General features: G+C 39.9%; 23 protein-coding genes. 11 read left to right on the top strand and 12 right to left on the bottom strand.

The genetic code is table 11. The features are described from left to right. Positions 1-63 precede the first annotated feature (63 nt). Both G7B18_RS08990 and G7B18_RS08995 read right to left on the bottom strand, forming a co-directional pair. Positions 64-3,459, bottom strand: coding sequence for a family 16 glycoside hydrolase (locus G7B18_RS08990; protein WP_164109235.1), 3,396 nt, complete (start codon positions 3,457-3,459; stop codon positions 64-66). 14 nt (positions 3,460-3,473) lie between these two features. Then, positions 3,474-4,739: a Gfo/Idh/MocA family oxidoreductase gene (locus G7B18_RS08995; RefSeq protein WP_164109237.1), complete on the bottom strand. Its 1,266-nt coding sequence runs from the start codon at positions 4,737-4,739 to the stop codon at positions 3,474-3,476. Between the two features lie 195 nt (positions 4,740-4,934). Between G7B18_RS08995 and G7B18_RS09000 the strand changes: the two genes are divergently transcribed. Next, positions 4,935-5,534, top strand: a complete 600-nt coding sequence (locus G7B18_RS09000) for a 50S ribosomal protein L25/general stress protein Ctc (RefSeq protein WP_164109239.1) — start codon at positions 4,935-4,937, stop codon at positions 5,532-5,534. A gap of 97 nt (positions 5,535-5,631) precedes the next feature. Continuing rightward, the gene (gene pth / locus G7B18_RS09005; protein WP_164109241.1) at positions 5,632-6,195 is read left to right on the top strand and encodes an aminoacyl-tRNA hydrolase; all 564 of its coding nucleotides are present in this window, start codon (positions 5,632-5,634) and stop codon (positions 6,193-6,195) included. Between the two features lie 32 nt (positions 6,196-6,227). Here pth and G7B18_RS09010 read toward each other — a convergent pair whose 3' ends face one another. The 4 genes from G7B18_RS09010 to G7B18_RS09025 are packed head-to-tail and all read right to left on the bottom strand — an operon-like array spanning position 6,228 to position 9,281. Then, positions 6,228-6,500, bottom strand: coding sequence for an energy transducer TonB (locus G7B18_RS09010; RefSeq protein ID WP_164110113.1), 273 nt, complete (start codon positions 6,498-6,500; stop codon positions 6,228-6,230). Then, entirely contained in the window at positions 6,501-8,252 is a 1,752-nt protein-coding gene (locus G7B18_RS09015) for a TonB-dependent receptor plug domain-containing protein (RefSeq protein ID WP_164122405.1), read from the bottom strand. 2 nt (positions 8,253-8,254) lie between these two features. Beyond that, positions 8,255-8,908, bottom strand: a complete 654-nt coding sequence (locus G7B18_RS09020) for a hypothetical protein (protein WP_164122407.1) — start codon at positions 8,906-8,908, stop codon at positions 8,255-8,257. A gap of 4 nt (positions 8,909-8,912) precedes the next feature. Beyond that, positions 8,913-9,281, bottom strand: coding sequence for a BlaI/MecI/CopY family transcriptional regulator (locus tag G7B18_RS09025; protein ID WP_240452816.1), 369 nt, complete (start codon positions 9,279-9,281; stop codon positions 8,913-8,915). A gap of 257 nt (positions 9,282-9,538) precedes the next feature. On the opposite strand from G7B18_RS09025, the gene G7B18_RS09030 reads away from it, so the two are divergent. Continuing rightward, entirely contained in the window at positions 9,539-10,825 is a 1,287-nt protein-coding gene (locus tag G7B18_RS09030) for a citrate synthase (RefSeq protein WP_164122409.1), read from the top strand. Between the two features lie 37 nt (positions 10,826-10,862). Here G7B18_RS09030 and G7B18_RS09035 read toward each other — a convergent pair whose 3' ends face one another. Further along, positions 10,863-11,276, bottom strand: a complete 414-nt coding sequence (locus tag G7B18_RS09035) for an RNA-binding S4 domain-containing protein (protein ID WP_164110117.1) — start codon at positions 11,274-11,276, stop codon at positions 10,863-10,865. A 228-nt stretch (positions 11,277-11,504) separates the two neighbouring features. On the opposite strand from G7B18_RS09035, the gene G7B18_RS09040 reads away from it, so the two are divergent. From G7B18_RS09040 to brnQ, 5 genes are all read left to right on the top strand, one after another. Further along, on the top strand, positions 11,505-12,320 hold the full coding sequence (locus G7B18_RS09040) for a 2,3,4,5-tetrahydropyridine-2,6-dicarboxylate N-succinyltransferase (protein ID WP_164109251.1): 816 nt from the start codon (positions 11,505-11,507) through the stop codon (positions 12,318-12,320). 3 nt (positions 12,321-12,323) lie between these two features. Next, entirely contained in the window at positions 12,324-12,905 is a 582-nt protein-coding gene (locus G7B18_RS09045; protein ID WP_164109254.1) for an L-threonylcarbamoyladenylate synthase, read from the top strand. 75 nt (positions 12,906-12,980) lie between these two features. Then, positions 12,981-13,382: a DUF4920 domain-containing protein gene (locus G7B18_RS09050; protein ID WP_164109256.1), complete on the top strand. Its 402-nt coding sequence runs from the start codon at positions 12,981-12,983 to the stop codon at positions 13,380-13,382. Positions 13,383-13,456: 74 nt separating this feature from the next. Further along, positions 13,457-14,302 carry a dihydropteroate synthase gene (folP, locus tag G7B18_RS09055; protein ID WP_164109258.1) on the top strand — a complete coding sequence of 282 codons (846 nt, stop codon included), beginning with the start codon at positions 13,457-13,459 and terminating at the stop codon, positions 14,300-14,302. Positions 14,303-14,304: 2 nt separating this feature from the next. Continuing rightward, the gene (brnQ, locus tag G7B18_RS09060; protein WP_164109261.1) at positions 14,305-15,612 is read left to right on the top strand and encodes a branched-chain amino acid transport system II carrier protein; all 1,308 of its coding nucleotides are present in this window, start codon (positions 14,305-14,307) and stop codon (positions 15,610-15,612) included. A 31-nt stretch (positions 15,613-15,643) separates the two neighbouring features. Here brnQ and metG read toward each other — a convergent pair whose 3' ends face one another. Continuing rightward, complete coding sequence (metG, locus tag G7B18_RS09065) at positions 15,644-17,713, bottom strand: methionine--tRNA ligase (protein ID WP_164122411.1); 2,070 nt, start codon at positions 17,711-17,713, stop codon at positions 15,644-15,646. Between the two features lie 167 nt (positions 17,714-17,880). On the opposite strand from metG, the gene G7B18_RS09070 reads away from it, so the two are divergent. The 3 genes from G7B18_RS09070 to pckA all read left to right on the top strand — a co-directional run bounded on the left by G7B18_RS09070 (position 17,881) and on the right by pckA (position 21,041). After that, positions 17,881-18,789 (top strand): LD-carboxypeptidase, encoded by a 909-nt coding sequence (locus tag G7B18_RS09070; protein WP_164122413.1) that lies wholly within the window; start codon positions 17,881-17,883, stop codon positions 18,787-18,789. Then, on the top strand, positions 18,786-19,187 hold the full coding sequence (locus G7B18_RS09075; RefSeq protein WP_164109267.1) for a DoxX family protein: 402 nt from the start codon (positions 18,786-18,788) through the stop codon (positions 19,185-19,187). Before G7B18_RS09070 ends, G7B18_RS09075 begins: the two co-directional genes overlap by 4 nt. A gap of 240 nt (positions 19,188-19,427) precedes the next feature. After that, positions 19,428-21,041: a phosphoenolpyruvate carboxykinase (ATP) gene (gene pckA / locus G7B18_RS09080; protein ID WP_164109269.1), complete on the top strand. Its 1,614-nt coding sequence runs from the start codon at positions 19,428-19,430 to the stop codon at positions 21,039-21,041. Between the two features lie 36 nt (positions 21,042-21,077). Here pckA and G7B18_RS09085 read toward each other — a convergent pair whose 3' ends face one another. From G7B18_RS09085 to G7B18_RS09100, 4 genes are all read right to left on the bottom strand, one after another. Further along, positions 21,078-21,533: an ABC transporter ATPase gene (locus G7B18_RS09085; protein ID WP_164109271.1), complete on the bottom strand. Its 456-nt coding sequence runs from the start codon at positions 21,531-21,533 to the stop codon at positions 21,078-21,080. A 67-nt stretch (positions 21,534-21,600) separates the two neighbouring features. Continuing rightward, positions 21,601-22,143: a DUF420 domain-containing protein gene (locus G7B18_RS09090; RefSeq protein ID WP_164109273.1), complete on the bottom strand. Its 543-nt coding sequence runs from the start codon at positions 22,141-22,143 to the stop codon at positions 21,601-21,603. A gap of 2 nt (positions 22,144-22,145) precedes the next feature. Beyond that, the gene (locus G7B18_RS09095) at positions 22,146-22,865 is read right to left on the bottom strand and encodes an SCO family protein (protein WP_164122415.1); all 720 of its coding nucleotides are present in this window, start codon (positions 22,863-22,865) and stop codon (positions 22,146-22,148) included. Between the two features lie 2 nt (positions 22,866-22,867). Beyond that, complete coding sequence (locus G7B18_RS09100; protein WP_164109276.1) at positions 22,868-23,245, bottom strand: cytochrome C oxidase subunit IV family protein; 378 nt, start codon at positions 23,243-23,245, stop codon at positions 22,868-22,870. Positions 23,246-23,248: the final 3 nt, after the last annotated feature.

Below are 23,248 nucleotides of genomic sequence, written 5' to 3' on the forward strand. Positions count from 1 at the left end.
GTAAAAACAAAAAAAGTCGCCCCGAATCTACCTCGAGGCGACTTCAAACAATCACATAAGTTTTTATAGTTTTTTGACCCGGATATTTCTTAAGAACACTTCTGTACCATGTCCTAAAAATCCAATATGGCCCGTATTGGTTTTTAACCCTGGATGATTCTTTCCATCTGCGGCACCGCTTTTTGCTGCCGCCTTAATATCACCATCCACAATCACCTGACCGTTTACAGTTACTTTAATTTTATCACCCTGTATACGGATTTCCTCCTGATTCCATTCGCCCATTGGCTTCAAAGAACCTCTTTTGGCAGCAATGATACCGTATACAGATCCATGATATTGATAAGGCTTCAATTTACTGTAGACCTCTGCATTATCATCTAGGATCTGAATTTCATAGCCCAGATAAGCTGCATCTCCCTCCAAAGGAGCACGTATCCCAACACCATTGTTAGCTCCTGGAGTCAATTTAAACTCAAATCGGTACACAAAATCCCCATACTGCTCTTTGGTATAAATATTTTTACCAAATTTTGCTGTAGGGTTCGAGCGCAGGACACCTTCTTCATTGATTTCATACGCAGGAGACGATGTCCACTTATCCAAATTTGTACCATCAAAAAGCATTTCAAATCCTTCTGATTTCTCTTGGTCACTTAGCGTATAAACAACTTTCCGCGGCAATTCTTTCAAATACACATCTCTATACCAAACCCGGGATCCGTGAGCCTGTAATTCAATTTGTTCTGTTGGAAATATGGACTGATTTCTATCCCAGTAATTCTCCAAAGGCACATTATCCACAACCAACTCACCATTGAGCCACACCCATACATTCTCACCGACCATGCGGATTTTAAAGTTATTCCACTCACCCAGCGGATTGTCTGCAACTTTTAGCGGCTTCGAATTAGATTTATTATTGTACAAACCTCCAGATCCGACTTCAGCACCTACATTCGTCCTCGAAATATCCCAGATCTGTACCTGCGGAGTTCCTCTTAAATAAACACCAGCATCCGGCTCCTTGCCGTTTTTATCCAACTTCCAGTCCAATAGCAACTCAAAGTCTCCATACTGCTTTACCGTCGCAATATTATCGCCATGACCCGCAAATACCAGATCTCCATTGATCGCAGACCAGCTTTCTCGCATTTTTTTATCCGCTTCTATTTGCTTCTGCTCGAGTTCCTTGGGAGTCATTTTAGCGCGCTTAATGGGATTTTCTACCAACCCTTTCCAACCGGTGAGATCTTTCCCATTAAACAAAGCAATATAACCTTCTCTGGCAGGCATTTCCGTTAAATGTCGCACAATAGCTTCTTTCAAATAAGAACTTTCGCTTCCAGACAGATTGCCTTCAGCCATCTGCAACCAGTTACGGACATCCGTTCCTACAAAAGCTTTATTATCCATTATAATATTCATCACGACATCAGTAGCCACCCCCTTAAGCTCTGCATCATTCAAGTACTTACTTGCAAAAACAAGCGCAGGATAAGTACCCGTCGCTTTCATAGCCGAAAGCGCCGAACTACGTTGCTCTTTGGTCTGTGCATATTCAAATGCATCTCTTAACAACAACGTCTTTTGTTCATTCTTAATCCCACTTGCGTTCAACTGCTTTATAAAACCAGAAAAAACAGTTTTAAACAGGGCAGCGTCTTTTTCTGTGCGAAGCAACGTCGTTAATTCATCTAATGAAGAAGTATTAGACCAACTCGCTAACGCTTGTACCGCATCATTTTTAAGTGGATTTCCCGTTCCCACATACCCTTTTACCGTCTTTAAAGACTCTTCTCCACCTTCTCCGGCAAAAACAGGAAACAATCGAGCGGCAGAAGGTGCCTGAGATCTAGAAATGGTAGCAGAGAGGCGTTGAATAATAGCAGCCTTGTTACCATTATTTCTTAACGCGACTATAGCAGCTTGTTGTGCTGATTTCACATCGTCCCCCTCGGCTTTCCCCAACACATTAACGACAGCTTCAAAATCAGCATCGTTAACAACATTAGGCAATGCTTTATATGCTGCTGATCGGACAGCAGGACTACCCTGTTCAATTAACGCAAACACTTCCTTCGCAGAATTTTTATCGGAACGCTTAGATAACACATCCAACAAGGCCAATTTTGTCTTTTCATCAGCGCCAGAAATCGCTTTATTGATTTCGGAAACTGTATTCGCTCCCTTAGCCGTTAACAAAAGTGTTTTTAAGGTATTAACCTCCGCTTCATTTGCTGTTGCAAGCTGTTTAATAACAAAAGAAGTATTTGTACCCTTACTCAAAGCAGATAATGTATTGTAAGCAGCGATGCGAGATTCTGGATCTTTAACAGCTTTTAGGCTCTTTTCGATCACAGGAATAGCTGCTGTTGCATCTTTTTTAGTTAAAAAATTCAATACACTTTCTTGAGCCTCGGGTGACAATTTAGTCAGCGATGACGCAATCTTCTTAATATCCGATGCCGTAGCATCTGATCCCAGAAGACCCAATGCTACATTTCGCAAAATAGCATTCTCACCCGTAGACAACTTCAACAGATTTTTTTTCTGCTTACCCGGCTCTAGACGGCTCATTAGCTCCAAAGCTGCAACACGTGCACCAATAGCTTTAGGATCTTGCGCTTCAGCAAATACAGCAGAAGCCAACTTATACGCTAAATCTTTCTTACCATTATACGCCAACACATTCGCATATTCCAGTGTCAATGCAGCAACATTGGACTTATCAAAAGTATAATTTGTTGATTTAGCTTTTCCATAGAAGGTATCGTAAGACTTTTCCCCACCGATTTTACTCAATGTTGTCAACGCATTTCGTTGAAAATTCTCCGATTGATACTGACCGATCAATGCAATAACTCGCTCTTCAGCATCTTTAGACCGCAATTCACCAAGCGCACCTATTATAGCCGTAGCCGTTTGTTCGGTAACACTACCCGCCAAAGCTTTATTCAAAGCCACAGCAGCTTCTGGTGTATGTATGGCGCTAAGCACACGCGCTGCTTTTTCAGCAAAATAAGCATCATTCAGATAAGTGGCTACCTTGTCTACAGACTCATTTTTTCCACAAAACTTAAGCAACTCAAATACAAAAGCTTTGTTATTTTGATCCTTCAAATTGTCCAACGCCCCCAACAAACCTTTCGCATACTTCTCCCGCAGGGCATCCTTACCGGGTTGCATGACGTAGAAAGCGTAAGAGTTTGTAGCGTATTCGATAGATGCATTATTCCCGCCTTGAGGCTTCAAACCTTGCAACAAAGCAACAACATCATCCGAGTTAAACCCTTCCAATTCTTTCATCGCTGCCAAAAACTTAGATTGTTCTGCGGCAGGTTGCTGTGCCAGGACATCTGCAATCTTGGTAGCAGTTGTACGGTTAGCAGGCTGTTGTGCATAGGATGCTGTCTGCAACAACAACAATATAGATATAGTATTAAAAATCTTTTTCATGTGTTTATTTCAGGTTAAAAAGTCCAAGGACCTCTCATAGGTTGATTGATCAAACGGTTAGCAGCTTCGTCATTTACAAACTCTTGCTTAGCTGAATCATAATGCAACGTTCTATTAAGGCGCAAAGCAGCCAAGCCTAGATTTACCAACGTACAAGAATAGTAACCATTCTCTTCGTTAAGGGCAAATTTTTGTCTTGTACGTACGGCTTCGACAAAATCTGTCATTTGCGGGGCTGGATCCGGGTATTGAGCCAATTTGCGTTCCAAATCAGGAATATCAGAAACAAAACCTCTATACAACTTACCTTTAGGTCCTTCTATATAAGCCTTACCTACTTCTGTTCCTTCTCCATCCAATATAATCTGACAGCCATCCGCATACGTATAAGTGATCTTACGCCAAGTACCCACTGCATCAGCATGTTGCTGAGGCGCGTCCACTTCTATTTTAACAGGGCTTTCATTATCCTTACCTAAGAAATACTGTACAGGATCCAAATAGTGCTGTCCCATATCACCTAATCCCCCTCCATCATAATCCCAGTAGCCCCGGAAAGTCGTATGTACCCGATGTGTGCTATAAGGCTTATATGGAGCTGGTCCTAACCACATCTCATAATCCAACTCTTTGGGAGCCTGTTCAACCGGTAGGTTTTCTTTACCCACCCAGTAAAACTTCCAATCAAAACCTGTATGCTTACTTATAGTAACCTTCAAAGGCCATCCCAACATACCTGTATCAACAACTTTCTTGATCTTTTTAACAGGTACATTCATACCGTAAAAATTAGCATCAAAACGGAACCATGTATTCAAACGGAATATATTACCGTGTTGAGCAATGGCCTCTTTAACCTTTTTACCCTCACCTATGGTTCTTGTCATCGGCTTCTCACACCAAATATCCTTACCCGATCGGGCAGCTTCCAACGCCATTAAACCATGCCAATGCGGAGGAGTTGCGATATGTACAATATCTACCTCTGGATTGGCAATCAAATCGCGAAAATCGTGATGTTCTTTTACGCCTCCACCCAATGCTTTCTGCGCTAGAGCCAAGTGTCTCGTATCTACATCACATATGGCGACTGTTTTTGTGCCTGCGTAACCGAAATGTCCACGCCCCATCGACCCAACACCAATCACACCTTTAGTCAGATGATCACTCGGAGCCAAATACCCCTTACCCAATACAAACCGTGGCACAATAGTGAATGCTGCGGCTCCAATCAATGACTTTTTAATAAAATCACGTCTTGAAGTATGTTGTTTTTCCATGTTTATTATGATTATTTTAGGTTCCCAAGATTTAAAGTTAATTGTTTTTTTTAAACAACTCAAATATAAATACATAAAATTTTTAATAAAGAAAAAACAGCTAATGTATTACGGTTTTTACAAAAAGTCAAAAAGGATTGCGTTCTCATAATTTTTCATTACTTTTGCACCTCATATTTTAATATTTTAAACAACATGAAATCAATTGCTATTAGCGGTTCTCTTAGAGAGAGCGTAGGGAAAAGAGATGCAAAAGGATTGCGTTACGAAGGACAGGTTCCTGCAGTTCTTTATGGAGGAAAAGAACAAACTCACCTTTCTGTATCCGCAGCTGATTTGAAACCAGTTCTTTACACTGCTGATGTTATTTTCGTTGAATTGAACATCGACGGTAAAAAAGTAAGAGCTATCGTTCAAGAAGCACAATTCCACCCATTAACAGATCAAGTTACGCACGTTGACTTTTTAGAGTTATTCGATGACAAAGAAGTATCTGTAAACATCCCAATCAAATTAACAGGAACTTCTCCTGGTGTTAAAATGGGGGGTAAATTAGTTCAAAAATTACGTAACCTTCGTGTTAAAGCATTACCTAACAATCTTCCACAAGAGATCGAGGTTCCTATGGAGTCTCTAGAAGTTGGTAAATCTTTCCGCGTGCGCCAAGTAACATTAGAGAACGCTAAAGTATTAAACAACTCAGACGATACAATCGTTTCAGTAATCATGTCTCGTGCTTTACGTCAAGCAGAGCAAGAAGCAGCGAAAGCAGCTCAAGGAGGCAAAAAGAAATAATTTCGGTATTTAGTACTGAGTATTTATTATAAAGAGCATCGGAGATTCCGGTGCTCTTTTTTTTACTTTTCACTTTTTACTTTTTACTTTTACAGCCATGAACTATTTGATTGTTGGTCTAGGAAACATCGGACGGGAATATGCAGATACCCGACACAATATTGGTTTTATGGTAGCAGACGAGTTGGCTAACCAAGCAGGCTCGTCCTGGTCTACGTTAAAACACGCTTACTACACGGAGTTTAAGCAGCGAGGACACAATGTCTATTTGATCAAACCGACTACCTATATGAATCTCAGCGGTAAAGCCGTCAATTATTGGATGCAACAACTTAAAGTACCTATACAGAATGTCTTGGTAATCGTCGATGACCTAGCTATCCCTTTTGGTTCACTACGTATAAAACCAAAAGGCTCGGCCGCCGGACATAACGGACTAAAGTCCATTGAAGCCCTATGCGGAGGACAAGCCTACCCCAGGTTACGTTTTGGCATAGGAGACAACTACCCAAAAGGTAGACAGGTTGATTACGTCTTGGGGCCTTTTGACAAAGAAGAACAAAAAGAGCTGCCCGCATTGATTGAGCACGCAGTCAAGATGGTCCACAGTTTTGTCCATATCGGGATAGAGTTAACAATGACAAATCTCAATACTAAATGACAAAGAGAAGCCTGTTAACAGGCTTCTCTTTGTCATTTAGTCAGATCCAACCGGATAGGGAAAGAATATTCTACTCTTACAGGCACACCATCCTTAAGCCCAGGCTTCCACTTTGGAGCCCTTTTTATCAGATTGACCGCATTTTCACCTGTACCATATCCCAAGTCCCGAGACACATTGATATTGCTTAATGAACCGTCGCTCTCAACGACAAAAACCACATAAATTGTCCCCTTTACGCGTGCATCTATTGCTGCTTGAGGATAGGTAAAATTATTACCGACCCATTTTCTAAAAGCATCTATTCAACCTTCTGGTTCTGGTTGCGTATCCAATTTCTCAACCGGTTTACCTTTAGCATCCTTTGAAGCAAAACCAATTACAGTAACTTCTTTAATATCATCTTTGTATACCTTTTGTTGCTGACCGTAGAATACCCCCCGTTCGTCTTTAGTCGCATTCCGAGACAAGGTCCATGTTCTATTTAACGCCCCTTCTTTTTGTGGAGATAATTCATTCGCAATTTTAGTGGTGATAATTACCACACCTTCCTTACCCTTTGTACCGTAAATACTTTCAGCGGATTTATCTTTCAGCACAGAGATACTGTGAATGCTGCTAGCCTCTAAAGTTGATAAGTCAAAATCCACAGGCATTTCTCTACCATCAATAACAAATAACGGATTAGCTTTATTCATCTCCCCAACACCACGGATAACAACTCGTCCGAGCCCAGACTTTGTGGTGTCAACGGCTCCCAACCTAACTCCACTGACTTTCCCCTGCATTGTTTTCGCCGCCTTACCCGATTTGCTGACAATTAAGAGAACCCCGTTCTTTCCCTTATCCCCGTACAAAGCCATTGCAGATTTATCCTTCAACACGGTAACACTCTCTATATCATCGGGAGCTAAATTCTTCATCTCTTCACTCTTCACAGGTACTCCATCCAATACAGTCAATACATCTCCAAATCTCACATCACCGTGTATAAACAGTTGATCCCCATTAGTTCCTCCTATAGGAAATCCCTTTTCATTAGCTGCCACCTGTAGGGTATCAGCCTTATAAGAGATCCCAACAATTTCATCTTTCAAGGTATCCTGAGCAGAGACAAGCTGTTCTGTTTTAGATATCGGCAGTACCGCATCCACCGGAATAGCTTGCACTGTTTCCACCAATTCTTCAATTTTTCCTTCAGCATTGCTCACCGTAAAACTAGCTCCAGCTAAAATCACAATTGGCAATAGAAAAGCATACTTACTCAACTCAATCTTGGCGGAGCGTCTTTTGTTCATCATCATAATACGCTTTTTTAAGGTTTTAAAATTAAACTGATTACCGATAGCCACAGTAGCTCCCTGCTTAGTCACCGTCAGCAATGAATATTGATAGGTCTGTCGATCCACTCCTTTATCCAGCACCTGTTGATCAGTCAGGAATTCCAGATTTTGACGTACAGCTTTGCGCATAAGCCATACGAAGGGGTTATACCAACATCCTATCAATAGTATTTCAAACAAAAGAATATCCACCGTGTGAAGGCCTTTCACATGAATATCTTCATGCTTGAAAATATCAAACAGCTCAGGATCCTGATGTTGATCCTGATGGATATATATTTTATTGAAAAAAGAAAAGGGAACAATTGGAAACAACACATTCCTAAAAAAATAATGCTGCCACTTTGAGGGCTTAGAATAAACATGTATACGTAATAAGCTGATGAGTTGCATGCTCAACTTCAACAGCAAGATACCAGCTCCTACTGCCAGAGCAGCCAAGAATAAATGTCCAACTGTTAAAATCGAAACATCCTGCTCCGGTAGATAGTACTCTACATAATCCAACATCAAAGGAAGATGTATAGCAACATCTTCTTTAAACCAACTATGAATAGCCAAAAATGGATAAAATAAAGAATAGCCTCCTCCCACAAAAAGATATACTCTATTCAGTCTGTAAAACGTCAGTTTCCTCAATAGCAAGACGTAGCCTAAAAACACGATAGCCAACAAGAGGTTGACCTGCAGAATATATGTCAATATACTTTCCATAATTAATTTATCACAGTTATCCCTTCAAATGTCGTTCTGATTTCTGAATCCCCGTAACGCTGCACAATGCGATAAGGGATCATCGATGCCTTATCCACGTAAACACGATATACAAAGTCATATTCCGTCGTCATTTTATCAAATGCAGCACCCAAGTTTTGGATTCTCCTTTTACCTATGTTGCACACGAATACGTATGCATCTTTTTCCTCTCTAACTTCCCGGATTATATCATCTGTCTCCAAAAGTAAGGGTATTACATTGCGTAAGGTTACTAATGAATTATAAAGTGAACTCAATCGCTGTAACTCTAATATGGCCTCGCTCCCACTTCGCTCCTCTACCATTACCCCAGCCAAGTTTTTCTCCTGGTACTCCTCGTCGGCAAAACAAAATATTCGGTCCCCATCTAAGATTTCGAAGTTAAAACCAAACAGATCCTTATTGAAAAAAACAAGCTTTGTCTGCCATTGCTGTTTTGTATAATCTCTAGTACCTGCTCCCATATCATAATCCAACTCTCTCACCATTTTATATTGAAACTTCCCCACTACTATCCGTTCATAAACACGACTTAACAAAGAGTCTACTTCGACAGCGATGGCAGAATTTACACCTAAAAAGACAATTATCACCAACAACTTAACTGGGGCCATAACATTACGATTTGCCGCTTTTAATCATATCCATGATCTCCTTTAACTCTACTTCCGACAATTTTTCTTCTTTAACAAAGAAAGACACCATTTCTTTATAGGAATTACGAAAATAATCGCCAACAAAAGAACTCATATACTTCCCTTTATACTCCTCTTCCAAAATTACCGGTTCATACCGTTTCGCATTTGCATAACGCACGGGCTTTACATACCCCTTTCTTTCCAGATTTTTTATTGTTGATGCCAAGGTCGTATAGGGCACAGGCTCTCCTTTCATATTATCCAATATCTCCTTAATAAAGCCCCCTTTTAGTTGCCACACTGACAACATAGCCTGTTCTTCCTGAATGGTTAACTTCTCTATTTCCATATTACTAAATACTATTACTACGCAATTCTACGAAACAATCGTAGCAACTACAATGTTTTTTTGTTTTTTTTATAAAGCGTAGGCCCTGCAGCTTATTAATAATAAAAAATAAATAAATGACTGAATTGGATATGTAACAAAAGCCGGATCAGTGAAAATTTTGCAATTTTTACCAATAAATGTCATTTAAAAATTAAACTATGGATTATTTTGTCATTCATTTTTATATTTTTGTGAATACACATAAAATTTTGATTATGTCTGAAACAGCATCCTTTACTTTAAATGGCAAAACACTTGAATTTCCTGTTATCACAGGAACTGAAAATGAAAAAGCTATTGATATTTCAAAACTAAGAGATCAATCAGGATATATTACCATAGATCCTGGATTCAAAAATACAGGCGCAGCTAAAAGTGCAATTACCTTTTTAGATGGTGAAAAAGGGATATTAAAGTACCGCGGTTACAAAATTGAAGATTTAGCAGAAAAATCCACCTTTTTAGAGGTTGCTTATTTATTAATTTTCGGAAACCTTCCTTCTAAAGAGGTACTGGAGCAATTCAGGACAGATATCAAACAACAGATGATGGTACACGAAGACATGAAAATGTTTTTCGCTGGATTTCCGTCAAAATCACACCCTATGGGACAGCTATCCTGTCTAGTAGGTGCACTATCCGCTTTTTATCCAGAATCTCTAAACCCGAATCAATCGGAAGCGGAAGAATACAAGACGATCATCAACTTACTGGGCAAAATGCCAACTATCGTATCTTGGATTCAAAAGAAATCACTAGGCCATCCTGTAGTATACCCAAAGAAAGATCTAGGATACATCGACAACTTCATGAATATGATTTTTGGCGAGGTAAATTGCGATAAAATATTTGACGAGGCGGTATTAGACGCCATGCGAGTTTTGTTGATCCTTCATGCCGACCACGAACAAAACTGTTCAACATCCACTGTCCGTATCGTGGGATCATCCAACGCGAACTTATACGCGTCAGTGTCTGCAGGTATCAATGCTTTATGGGGTCCCCTTCACGGTGGTGCTAACCAAGCGGTGATCGAGATGTTAGAGGACATCAAAAATGATGGCGGTGATGTAGAAAAATACCTAGCAAAAGCAAAAGATAAAAACGACCCTTTCCGTCTAATGGGCTTTGGCCACCGGGTGTACAAAAACTTTGACCCACGTGCCAAAATTATTAAAAAGGCTGCCGATGATGTGTTAGAGAAGCTAGGCGTAAAAGATCCAGTCTTAGATATTGCTAAAGGACTGGAAGCGGCGGCACTAAGCGATCAGTACTTTATTGACAGAAAATTATATCCAAACGTTGACTTTTATTCCGGTATCATTTATCGCGCGTTAGGATTTAAATCAGATATGTTTACGGTATTATTTGCTTTAGGCCGTCTTCCGGGATGGATCGCACAATGGAAAGAAATGCGTGATAATAAAGAACCTATTGGACGTCCAAGACAAGTTTATACAGGCGAGACAGACCGTCAGTATATAGACCTCGACAAACGATAACAATTAAAAAAGGCAGAAATTCAAGTTTCTGCCTTTTTTAATTGTTATCAGCCTCTTCCCACCATTCGCTACTTTGAAGCCCATCAATCTCTCGACGATCACGCTTTGTTGGTCTTCCAGCACCGCGATCACGCTTCAAGACTGGTGCATGAAAGGTGGATTTAAATCCATAGGTATCCTCAAGAGGTGTCTGATCGGAATAATGAGCAGCTGCAATTTTAGCATCACCCCTTCGTTCCAGCAATCCTGTAACCAAAATCACCTTACGCTCAATCCCCTTCTGAATGCTATAGGTTTCCCCAACTTTGACAATATAAGAAGCCTTAACATTGGCGCCATTCAATTTAACACGCCCAGCCTTACAAGCCTCAGTTGCTAGGCTACGCGTCTTAAATAGACGAATAGCCCATAAATATTTATCAATACGTAGTTTTTCATTTTCACCTGCCATAAAACAAAAATACCGCTTTTCTAACAAAAAAGAAATCTCCCTCGAACTGCTGTAAAGCCAGTAAGCAACATCGTACACCAAATTGATAGATTGCAAATTAAAAAAAACCTACAATCCGGACTCAATCCCATCATTCCTAGCGAATAATTACGCTAGTCATTGGGTGAATACAAAGCATTTTTTCTAAGTTTGTAACTGAAAAAATAGTCATAACTAACACCGTAAAAAATGCAAAACTTGCAAAAACTAGTCGAAGAAGCTTGGGAAGAAAGACACCTTTTAGAATTTAAAGAATATTTTGAAGCCATACAAACTGTCATCATGAAGCTGGATAACGGCGAACTACGTGTCGCCGAACCTGTAGGTGACCGTTGGCACGTAAATGACTGGATTAAAAAAGCAGTTATCCTATATTTCCCTATACGTGAGATGAAAGAGATCGAAAACAAACCTTTCGTCTATCACGACAAGATGAAGTTAAAAACAAACTACAAAGAATTAGGCGTACGTGTTGTACCTGGAGCATCAGCACGTTATGGGGCCTATTTAGCTAAAGGAGTTATTATGATGCCTTCCTATGTTAACATAGGCGCTTATGTAGGCGAGGGCACTATGGTAGACACTTGGGCTACCGTTGGTTCTTGTGCGCAGATAGGAAAGCATGTTCATCTATCCGGAGGAGTCGGTATCGGTGGGGTACTAGAACCCGTACAGGCTGCACCTGTCATTATAGAAGACAATGTATTCGTTGGTTCTCGTGTTATTGTGGTAGAAGGTGTTCATGTAGAGTCCGAAGCTGTTCTAGGAGCCAATGTTGTATTAACAGCATCAACCAAAATCATAGATGTATCCGGTCCTGAACCGATAGAGTATAAAGGTCGAGTACCAGCGCGGTCGGTAGTAATCCCTGGATCCTACACCAAAAAATTCCCTGCAGGAGACTATCAAGTTCCTTGTGCGTTGATTATTGGTAAACGCAAAGAGTCTACAGACAAAAAGACATCTCTAAACGATGCATTACGTGATCACAACGTAGCTGTTTAAGATATGAACAGACCTTTTGTTGACAAAGAAGACATAAATCAAGCCTTAGAAACCTTAAAAAAAGGAGGATTGATTTTGTATCCCACAGACACGATCTGGGGTATAGGCTGTGATGCGACCAATCCAGATGCTGTTGAAAAAGTATTTGCTTTAAAAGGCAGAGATTTGAGCAAAAGTATGTTGATTCTATTACATAACGATAACCAATTAGCAAGCTACGTCCGCGAAATTCCAGAAGTAGCCTACGAGCTAATGGACACCTTCGATAAACCGCTCACAATCATCTATTCAGGAGCCAAAAACCTTGCTCCAAATGCCATCGCGCAAGATGGTACAATAGGAATTCGTATCGTAGCGCATCCCTTCTGTCAACAACTTTTACAACGTTTCAAAAAACCCATTATTTCAACATCAGCAAATATCAGTGGACAACCTTCTGCAACCACCTTTGACCAAATAGATAACTTGATCAAGGAAAATGTAGATTATATCGTTAAATTTGGACAAGAAGATAATACCCCTGGTCAACCCTCTGTTATTATGAAGCTAGATCCCAGTGGCAAATTCGAATTCCTACGTAAATAAGAAAATATGAAATATCCATTTATCCATTGCTACATGGATATTCCATATGACACTTAAAGAACAAATTTTATACATATGAACAAGTTAGCATCAATTTTTATCTTTCTATTCGCAATGACGACTATGGTATCAGCGCAACAGTCAATCCAACCTGCTAAAGCCGGTGTAAACTATGGAAAGGCTATTGAAAAGAAAAATGCAATATCTGTCAAAGCTTTAGAAACGACATTAAAAGAAAAAGGCAACTATACCGGAAAAGTGGAAGCACAGGTTGTAGAAGTATGCAAATCAAAAGGCTGCTACATGACTTTAAAACGCGAAGGGGCCGAACCTATCACTGTTCGGTTTACAGATTATGGCTACTTTGTGCCACAAGATCTTATCGGTAAAACCGTAGTGGTTGAAGGCAAAGCAAAAATCAAAGAGCCTAAACAGGACATTAGCTTTATTGCCGATGGCGTACTCGTTATCAAGTAAATCATCCATTTTTCCATCATTAAAGAAGGCGCTTTTTCAGAAGCACCTTCTTTTTTTGGAATCTTCTCAACCTTATGCAAACATTCCATACCGCTCCATGCTCTTCTATTAACGCCAATGGCACTTTGGTAACGTTCGAAAGTCCCCTAATCATGGGAATTCTAAATGTTACACCAGATTCTTTTTTTGACGGCGGTCAACACAACACGCTAGAGGCTGCATCAAAGAAAGCAGAGCAATTGATAAGTCAGGGGGCCGACCTACTTGATATAGGAGCCTACTCTTCTAGACCGGGGGCCTCGCTCATCTCTATCCAAGAAGAGATAGACCGTGCCTTACCGATCATTGAATATATTGCAACCAATTTCCCGGACACCATTTTATCCATAGATACGTTTCGTGCTGAGGTAGCTCGGGCTGCTATTCAAGCCGGCGCACACATTATCAATGATATATCGGGTGGAAATTTGGATGATGATATGTTTAATACTGTAGCCAAGCTCCAGGTTCCTTACATCCTTATGCACATGCGGGGTACTCCAGAAACCATGCAACAACTCACGGACTATGGAGACATCGTTGAAGATATTGCCGTCTATTTTGGCGAACGTATTGCCCAATTGAGATCACTGGGCGTCAGAGACCTTATCCTAGACCCTGGCTTTGGCTTTTCAAAGACTATAGCTCAAAATTACGAACTATTGCATCGCATCGATGAATTACACTACATGGGGCTTCCACTACTTGGTGGAATTTCAAGAAAATCAATGATATATAAAAAGCTAGAAATAACTCCCCAAGAATCACTCTCAGCGACAACTGCACTGAATACAGTTTTACTCCGAAATGGAGTACAACTATTACGGGTACACGATGTTCTTGAAGCAAAACAACTCATCCAATTATTTTACAACCAATAGACTTGAAGAGATATAAAGATATACTTACGATTGGCTTCGCGTTATTTGCTATGTTCTTCGGGGCGGGCAATTTGCTACTTCCACCCTTTATCGGTCTACAAATAGGCCCACACATCTGGATTACAATCATAGCCTTCGGGCTCACGGGGATTTTGCTTCCCTTTCTTGGGGTTTTATCTATTGTACAATCTGGAAATTCAATTCAGGATTTAGGGAATAAGGTACATCCACTATTAGCCCCGATCTTGGGGGCTGTGATTATGCTATGTATCGGGCCACTTATTGCCATACCAAGGACTGCGGCTACCACTTTTGAAGTTGGTCTCTTACCGCTATTTCCAACACTGAATCCGATTTGGTCTGCTGTTCTCTTTTTTTCCATCACTTGGGCCCTAACAATTGTTCCTTCCAAAGTTGTTGATATTATAGGCAACTTCCTGACACCGGTACTACTGCTGTTATTATTGTTACTGATAGGTGTAGGCATTAGTAATCCACTCGGCCCCTATTCTGCAACAACACTTTCATCTTCTGAAGCCTTTGCCTTAGGCTTCACCGAAGGATATCAGACACTCGATGTACTGGCATCAGTCATATTTGCTGGTATCATCATTACTGCCGCTCAAACAAAAGGATATCATCAGACCTCCGAAAAAAGTAAGGTCGTGATTGCATCAGGAGCCCTTTCTGCCATCTGTTTGTTCCTTATTTATGGAGGCTTACTGTATCTAGGTTCGACCTCCAATATTTCGAATACAAGCATTAGCAGATCTGCTCTATTAATACATATTGCAAAAAGCAATCTAGGCGATTATGGAATGATTGCAATAGCTTTTAGCATTGCGCTTGCCTGCCTGACTACTGCAATTGCGTTAACATCTGCCGTAGGTTCATTTTTCTCGCAACTGACAAATGGAAAATTAAGCTACAAAAACTTAGTTACAACTTGCTGTCTGGTATCCGCAGCATTATCCATCACAGGTGTAGATAATATCATACGGTTTGCATACCCCCCATTGGCATTTGTCTATCCTATCGTTATCACGCTCGTTCTCTACATCGTTATTTTCGGGAGATTCGTAAAGTCTAAACTGCCTTACATTGGCGCCTTGAGTGCCTCTGCGATAATTGCATTTCTGAATCTGTTTAACGTATTGGGCATTTGGTCAAAAGAACAGCTTACCTTTTTTAATAACATTCCTTTTTTCGAAATGGATTTAGGTTGGGTATTACCTTCAATTATCGGATTTGGAATAGGTTACCTAACTAGTTTATTCTATTCAAAAAAAGACACCCCTAGCAAAGGCTAAGAGTGTCTTTATGATTGAAAAATTCGAGTTCTTAACGCACCACACTTCCGTTTGTAATGGTCGTTTGTGGATTGACAAAATCCAATCTTCCATCTGCATCTTCCGCCATTAATATCATTCCTTGAGACTGGATTCCTTTAATCTCCCGAGGCTCTAGATTTACCAGAATTGAAACCTGTCTACCGACAATATCTTCAGGTGCGAAAAATTCAGCTATCCCCGATACAACCGTACGTTGATCGATTCCTGTATCAATCTTAAGTTTCAATAATTTCTTTGTTTTAGCAACTTTCTCCGCTTCCAATATCGTTCCCACACGGATATCCAATTTCATAAAATCATCGAAATTTATATTCGTTTTTGCAGGAGCTACACTGACGGCCGCTTTCGTATTATTTGCTTTAGCAGCAGCCAACTTCTCTAATTGAAATGCGACCTGTTCGTCCGTTATTTTATCAAACAACAATTGTACTTCACCTAAAACATGACCCTCAGTGATAAGATCTGAAGTCCCTGCTTTATCCCATTCCCGCGTAGAAAGCTGTAACATATCAAAAAGTTGAGTAGCTGTCTTCGGTAGAAAAGGCTGTGCCAAGATCGCTAAATTTGCCACGATCTGCGTAGCCACATTAAGTACGGTTTTCACCCTTTCTTCGTCTATCTTGATCACTTTCCAAGGCTCCTCATCTGCCAAATACTTATTCCCTAAACGGGCTGCATTCATGAAATGACTTAATGCCTCTCTAAATCTATAGCTTGACAAAGATTGTTCTATCAACGCCGGATATTTCGACAACTCATCAAAGACAGCGTTATCCACTCCATTGTAAGCACTTCCTTTCAACACTTTTCCGTCAAAATATTTGTGCGACAACACCATAACCCGATTGACAAAATTACCAAGGATAGCAACAAGCTCATTGTTCACACGTGCTTGAAAATCCTTCCACGTAAATTCGCTATCCGAAGTCTCCGGCAATATAGAAGTCAGTACATAACGTAATTCATCCTGTTTCCCTGGAAATTCTTCCAAATATTCATGCAACCATACGGCATGATTACGAGATGTCGATAACTTATCGCCTTCTAGATTCAAGAATTCATTTGCAGGCACATTATCTGGCAAAATATACTCTCCGTGCGCATGCAATATGGCCGGAAAAATAATACAGTGAAATACGATATTATCCTTACCTATGAAGTGAATCAATGTCGCGTCGTCCTCTGGATTCGATTGCTTTTTCCAATAGCTCTCCCAATCTTTTCCATTATCTATAGCCCATTGCTTTGTAGCCGAAATATAGCCTATCGGGGCATCCAACCATACGTACAATTTCTTTCCTGTAGCCTCTTCCAAGGGTACATCGACTCCCCAATCTAAGTCACGTGTCATAGATCGAGGCTGCAGGCCTGATTTCAACCAAGATTGACATTGACCAAAGACATTCGACTTTAGTACATCTTTCTTACCGTCGATTAACCATTTTTCCAACCAAGGCTGATATTTATCCAATGGTAAATACCAATGCTTTGTCTCCTTTAAAATTGGTGTTTTACCACTCAAAGTAGATTTCGGATTAATCAGATCTGTAGGACTTAAAGAAGTTCCACACTTCTCGCATTGATCCCCATAGGCACCTTCATTCTGACAATGCGGGCAGGTACCTGTAATATAGCGATCCGCTAGAAACTGATGAAATTCTTCATCGTAATACTGCTCCGAAAACTTCTCAATAAATTCGCCCTTTTCATAAAGGTTCAGGAAAAACTCCTGGGATAATTCGTGATGAATAGGTTCCGATGTACGGTGATAAATATCAAAAGAAATTCCAAAATCTTCGAAAGACTCTTTTATCTGTTGATTATACTTATCAATTATCTCACGAGGAGTAACCCCCTCCTTTTTAGCTTTAATGGTGATCGCAGCCCCGTGTTCGTCCGAACCACAGACATAAACCACATCCTTATTATTCAATCGTAAGAAGCGCACAAAAATATCCCCAGGAATATACGCTCCAGCCAAATGTCCTATGTGCAAAGGACCATTGGCATACGGTAACGCTGAGGTGATGGTATAACGTTTTTTAGATAAATTGCTCAAGATATTGTACTTTTAATGGTAATACTAAAAATTAAATGGTAACATTGTTTACAAAGATAACTCAATTTGCGCTTAATAAATAAGAGCCCGTTTAGATTTATCCCATAAAAATACTTATCTTTTATGATATAGGATTAAACACGACTCTAAAAGCTTTTAAAACAAAGATGAATACGCCAGCATATCTAAAAAAAGGAGATAAAATCGCCATATTATGTCCAGCAAGTTATATCTCCGGAGACCTAACACCAGCCTATAATATACTCCTCGACTGGGGACTTCAACTTGAAATTGCCCCCTCCACCGAAGCGCAGTTCCATCAATTCGCTGGCAACGACGAACTACGAGCACAGGATTTACAACAGGCTCTGGATAATCCAGATATCAAAGCCATTATTGCCGGACGAGGTGGGTATGGCTCCGTCCGTTTGATTGATAAATTAGACTTTTCAGCGTTCAAGAAAAAACCCAAATGGATCATTGGCTTTAGCGACATTACCGTAATTCACAGTCATATCCAACGACAATTCCAGCTGCCCACAATTCATGGTCAGATGGTGAAATCGTTCTTAGAAGCCAGTACCGAATCGCTACAGACTTTAAAAAACACACTCTTTGGAAAAAATCCAGATCTTCACTACAATACACCAAATCCGAATAATCGCGACGGACGCAGTCGAGGCATATTAACAGGAGGAAATTTAGCTATTTTACAAAGCATACTAGCCTCTGCTTCCGATGTCGATTACAAAGACAAAATTCTATTCCTAGAAGACGTTGGTGAATCCTATTACAATATCGATCGTATGCTATGGACACTGAAAAGGGCAGGAAAACTGGACAAACTGAAAGGACTTATTATAGGAAGCTTCACTTCACTCAAGGACGCTGATCCTCCTTTTGGACAGACTATAGAAGAGATTATTATAGATAAGGTTAAAGAATTTCATTATCCGGTTGCTTTCAACTGCCCTGCAGGACATATAGACGACAACAGGGCACTAATTTTTGGCGAGGAAGTAGAACTAACAGTAACAGGAGAAAAAATAGCAATTACCTATCCAAATAGAAAATGAGCACAGTCAGCACAAAAAAAGATATTGCCCTCCTGCTAATACGTGTCACGATAGGTCTCACGATGTTGATCTTTCATGGATTACCCAAATTAATGGGTGGGGCAGAAAAATGGGAAAAGATAGGGTTATCTATGGGCAATTTAGGTATAGACTTCTTTCCCGCTATTTGGGGATTCTGCGCTGCTATTGTTGAGAGTTTAGGCGCTTTATTCATTGCCCTCGGATTATGGACTAGGCCCAATAGCATCTTATTAGCTTTTACGATGTTAATTGCTACGATTTCGCATTTAACCGTTGGTGATGGATTTAATGTCGCCTCGCATGCTATCGAGCTTATGGCTGTATTCATTGCACTATTTCTTATGGGACCAGGGAAATATAGTGTTGACAAAAGGTAACAACAATTAACATATTTTGCCCAAACTAAGCCATCTATTCATTAGAATAGACACTTCCAAATTTAAAAAATTTCAAAAGTTAGGTTTATTCATCACTAAATAAATAAGATTTATTGAAAAATTAGTAAAATAAACGATAGATATCGGTCATTATAAGCATTTTTTACAAAAATAAACTTTGTTTATTTTCATTTTGCTATTGTACCTACCTTAGCTTCGTAAAACAAAATTATGGTAATAATGGAGCTACGTGAATTTGGGACAAAGAGTTCTTCATTCGATTTGAATTCAATTGGGTTAAATGCAGGAACAATACACTGGAACTTAAGCAACGAAAAGCTTACTGCTCAAACCCTAGAGCTAGGACAGGGCACATTAAATGACAAAGGAGCTCTTTGCGTAAATACCGGCAAATTTACCGGCAGATCACCTAAAGACAAATTTGTTGTAAAGGACAGCCTTACCGAAAACAGTGTGGACTGGGGCGACATTAATATCGCAATTTCAAAAGAAATTTTTGATAATCTATATCAAAAGATGCGTTCGTTTCTAGCAGGAAAAGAGGTTTGGATAAGACATTGTTATGCTGGAGCAGACCCGACATATAGATTAAATGTAACAGTGGTAAATACGATGCCTTGGGCGAATCTGTTCTGTAATAATCTTTTCATCAGACCTACAGAAACAGAATTAACGACTTTTGAAAAAGAATGGGTTATTCTTCAAATACCGGAGTTTGAAGCAGATCCAGCAGTAGACGGCACAAGATCAGCAAACTTTACAATTGTAAATTTTAGCGAAAAAGTTATTTTAATAGGTGGCACAGCGTATACAGGGGAAATGAAAAAAGGAATTTTCTCAGCTCTTAATTTCATCTTACCACACCAATATAATGTATTACCGATGCACTGTTCGGCCAATGAAGGAAAAGACGGTGATGTGTCCTTATTTTTTGGGTTAAGTGGCACAGGTAAAACTACGCTATCAGCGGATGCAAATAGATCTCTTATTGGTGATGACGAACATGGATGGGCAGAAAGCTCTGTTTTCAATTTTGAAGGTGGATGCTATGCAAAATGTATCGATTTGAGTCCAGAAAAAGAACCGGAAATTTATGCCGCAATTAAACCAGGTACATTGTTGGAAAATATTTCCTTTTTCAAAGATAGTAACATCGTAGACTTTGCTGACGCAAGTGTCACCGAAAATACCCGTGCAGCATACCCGATAGATTATATTCCTAATGCGAAAGAACCTTCTTTAGGTGGAAAACCTAAAAATATATTCTTTTTGACATGCGATGCTTTCGGTATACTTCCTCCGATATCGAAGTTAACGAAAGCACAAGCTATGTATCATTTTATATCAGGATACACCGCGAAAGTAGCTGGTACTGAAGTAGGTATAACCGAACCGCAAACAACATTTTCTGCTTGTTTCGGACGTGTATTTTTACCTCTTCATCCTACAAAATATGCAGAGCTTTTAGGCGAAAAATTAGAAAAAAACCCAGATGTTAATGTGTGGCTTATCAATACGGGATGGACAGGTGGAAAATATGGAGTAGGCAAGCGTATGAACCTTAAATATACACGTTCAATGATTAACGCTGCAATGCGTGGTGATCTGGACGACGTTGAATACGTACCGCATGTAGTTTTTGGTCTACTTAAACCACAGTCATGCCCTGGTGTTCCTCCAGAAGTGTTAAATCCTAGGACGACGTGGACAGATACAGATGCTTACGACAAACAGGCCCTAGCACTTGCACAGCTTTTCGTCAACAACTTCAAACAATATGAAGATGAAGCTAGTGAAGAAATCCGTTCCGCTTCGCCCAGAACATCTTTATAATCTTTTAAAAAAAAGCGCCCCAAGGGGCGCTTTTTTTTAAAAGACTTTGCTATGCCAACTTTCTTTAAATGGAATCTCCCATTGCGTAGCGAGCTCAAATGAATCTTTTATCAGATTATTAAACACAATAGTATCGGCAGTCACAGCCCCCTTTTTAATCAAGGACTCAAATTCTTCTCGATCTGTCAACATCACCTCACCGTTATTTCCTCTAAAAGAAACCTTCATGCGATCAAAAAAATCCACACTGATATCCTGACCAAGTTTCTTCAAGAAATGTACAGACTTGTCGATCGAACAGCCCGTAACTCCTGCCAGTTGCTCATTAACCTCCAGTACTAAAAAAAGATTATACCGGAGACTACCTGTACCAGCCAATGCCGATCCATGTGCAGTCCAAGATGAAACAAAATCAGCCAAGGCTGTTTCGACAAACCGAACTTCTTCATCCGTTAGAAACCTATTCGCCTGATATATCCAAACTCTATTCATTCTTTTAGTACTAATCACCCTCTAACCTTATAACTCTGTAACTTTATAACCTTATAACCTCTTAGCCCTAATGCACATAATACGGAGATATCATCAAATATACCACCACACCGGTTACCGCAACGTACAACCACATTGGATAGGTAATACGTGCTAATCGTTTGTGTCGCTCATATGCGCCGGCAATTCCTCGTACAAACGTGAACAACACGAATGGAATGATCACCACAGAGAGAACAATATGGGAGATTAAAATAAAAAAGTAAAGATACCGGATAGCTCCTTCACCACCAAAGGAAGTCGATACAGAAGTCATATGATAAGCTACGTACATCAACAAAAATAGAGACGAACATAGCATACAGATTTTTATCAAATTCTCGTGTAGTTTTAACTGACGTCGCTTAACAGCCGATACCGCCCAAACCAACAATACCGCCGTAAGGCCATTGATAGTCGCATAAATAGGTGGCAAAAATGATAATGGTTTTACATCATATCCCAACTTAGGCAAATTTACGCCAAATAAAGCCGCCACAGCTAAAGGAATAACTATGGACAATGTCCAAATCCATCCCTTGTATTTTTTTTCTTCTTCTGTCATTGCCATACTTATTTCTTTTCTACTTTTAAGGGATTATTCCGAGCTTCCTCCACCAATTGTACTTTTATTTCATCTTCTAAACGCTCGATATTAGATTTCAGGTTAATATCGTAAAATCCACGTATCCTACGTTGAGAATCTATTAATATATACTGATTACTAATCGTAAACTTTCGCGCTTCGTTGGCCTTCTGCAAAGCATCGCTTAACAACTCTCCCCGTACATACCCCAAGATATCACCACTTCCCCGAAGTACGAACCAATTCGCTTCGAGACCAGACCTGAACTGAGCCAATGTCTTCTCCAAATCTACGGAACTGTCTGCGGTATCCACAGAGATCGAATAAAACTTTACCTTATGATTATTTTTAAAGCGCTCGGCGACGCTACGTAAGTTCTGTAACATCGCTACAGACAACCCTTTGTCTGTAGCATAAAAAGTGTGGACGACAGCTATGGAAGAATCGGCGGCTAAAAAGTGAACCGAATCTCCTTTGATATCCAACAAAGAAATGGGCTTAATTTGATGAAAAACCGTATCCGGAATCTCTCGGCCCATCTTCCGGTTCATCTTACCAGACAAATGCTTCTCACCGTACACGGGCAGTTTCAAATAGGTATTTGATCCTATTTTATTCAGCGCTATATACAAAAATCCTGGCACTAGGAGTACTATTGCCAGGATTATGAAAGTCGAAATATTCTTTCTTCTCGTTTTATTTTGCATTACTACTTATTTGGAAAAAGCGCATGCTCTTGAAGATGATGTAACAGATAATCTCCTTCTACTAAAAGCAAGATAATAAAATAAATAATAAAAAGGAATACGATAGAACAGGTTACAATAAAACCAGACTTCTCAAACTTCAAGTGCATAAAGAATGCTACAATATAATAAGCCTTTACAAGTGTTAAGACGATATAAATTGTATTAACTAAAGCTCCCTTTTGCATGATCTGCCAATGATGAACAAAGCCCAATGCAATTAAGAACTCTAAACATGTAAGCGCTAATAAGACAAAAAATACAGACCAAATACGCTTCTTATCCATGCCTTCCCCATGCTCGTGTGCATTATGTCCAGCTATATGTTCGTTATGTGCCATTTC

Source organism: Sphingobacterium sp. xlx-130 (assembly GCF_011007405.1).
GTDB classification, from domain to species: Bacteria; Bacteroidota; Bacteroidia; order Sphingobacteriales; family Sphingobacteriaceae; genus Sphingobacterium; species Sphingobacterium luzhongxinii.

Coding starts and splice junctions, on each gene's coding strand:
- G7B18_RS08990 (WP_164109235.1), bottom strand. CDS start 3,459: ATGAAAAAGATTTTTAATACTATATCTATATTGTTGTTGTTGCAGACA.
- G7B18_RS08995 (WP_164109237.1), bottom strand. CDS start 4,739: ATGGAAAAACAACATACTTCAAGACGTGATTTTATTAAAAAGTCATTG.
- G7B18_RS09000 (WP_164109239.1), top strand. CDS start 4,935: ATGAAATCAATTGCTATTAGCGGTTCTCTTAGAGAGAGCGTAGGGAAA.
- pth (WP_164109241.1), top strand. CDS start 5,632: ATGAACTATTTGATTGTTGGTCTAGGAAACATCGGACGGGAATATGCA.
- G7B18_RS09015 (WP_164122405.1), bottom strand. CDS start 8,252: ATGGAAAGTATATTGACATATATTCTGCAGGTCAACCTCTTGTTGGCT.
- G7B18_RS09020 (WP_164122407.1), bottom strand. CDS start 8,908: ATGGCCCCAGTTAAGTTGTTGGTGATAATTGTCTTTTTAGGTGTAAAT.
- G7B18_RS09025 (WP_240452816.1), bottom strand. CDS start 9,281: ATGGAAATAGAGAAGTTAACCATTCAGGAAGAACAGGCTATGTTGTCA.
- G7B18_RS09030 (WP_164122409.1), top strand. CDS start 9,539: ATGTCTGAAACAGCATCCTTTACTTTAAATGGCAAAACACTTGAATTT.
- G7B18_RS09035 (WP_164110117.1), bottom strand. CDS start 11,276: ATGGCAGGTGAAAATGAAAAACTACGTATTGATAAATATTTATGGGCT.
- G7B18_RS09040 (WP_164109251.1), top strand. CDS start 11,505: ATGCAAAACTTGCAAAAACTAGTCGAAGAAGCTTGGGAAGAAAGACAC.
- G7B18_RS09045 (WP_164109254.1), top strand. CDS start 12,324: ATGAACAGACCTTTTGTTGACAAAGAAGACATAAATCAAGCCTTAGAA.
- G7B18_RS09050 (WP_164109256.1), top strand. CDS start 12,981: ATGAACAAGTTAGCATCAATTTTTATCTTTCTATTCGCAATGACGACT.
- folP (WP_164109258.1), top strand. CDS start 13,457: ATGCAAACATTCCATACCGCTCCATGCTCTTCTATTAACGCCAATGGC.
- G7B18_RS09070 (WP_164122413.1), top strand. CDS start 17,881: ATGAATACGCCAGCATATCTAAAAAAAGGAGATAAAATCGCCATATTA.
- G7B18_RS09075 (WP_164109267.1), top strand. CDS start 18,786: ATGAGCACAGTCAGCACAAAAAAAGATATTGCCCTCCTGCTAATACGT.
- pckA (WP_164109269.1), top strand. CDS start 19,428: ATGGAGCTACGTGAATTTGGGACAAAGAGTTCTTCATTCGATTTGAAT.
- G7B18_RS09085 (WP_164109271.1), bottom strand. CDS start 21,533: ATGAATAGAGTTTGGATATATCAGGCGAATAGGTTTCTAACGGATGAA.
- G7B18_RS09090 (WP_164109273.1), bottom strand. CDS start 22,143: ATGGCAATGACAGAAGAAGAAAAAAAATACAAGGGATGGATTTGGACA.
- G7B18_RS09095 (WP_164122415.1), bottom strand. CDS start 22,865: ATGCAAAATAAAACGAGAAGAAAGAATATTTCGACTTTCATAATCCTG.
- G7B18_RS09100 (WP_164109276.1), bottom strand. CDS start 23,245: ATGGCACATAACGAACATATAGCTGGACATAATGCACACGAGCATGGG.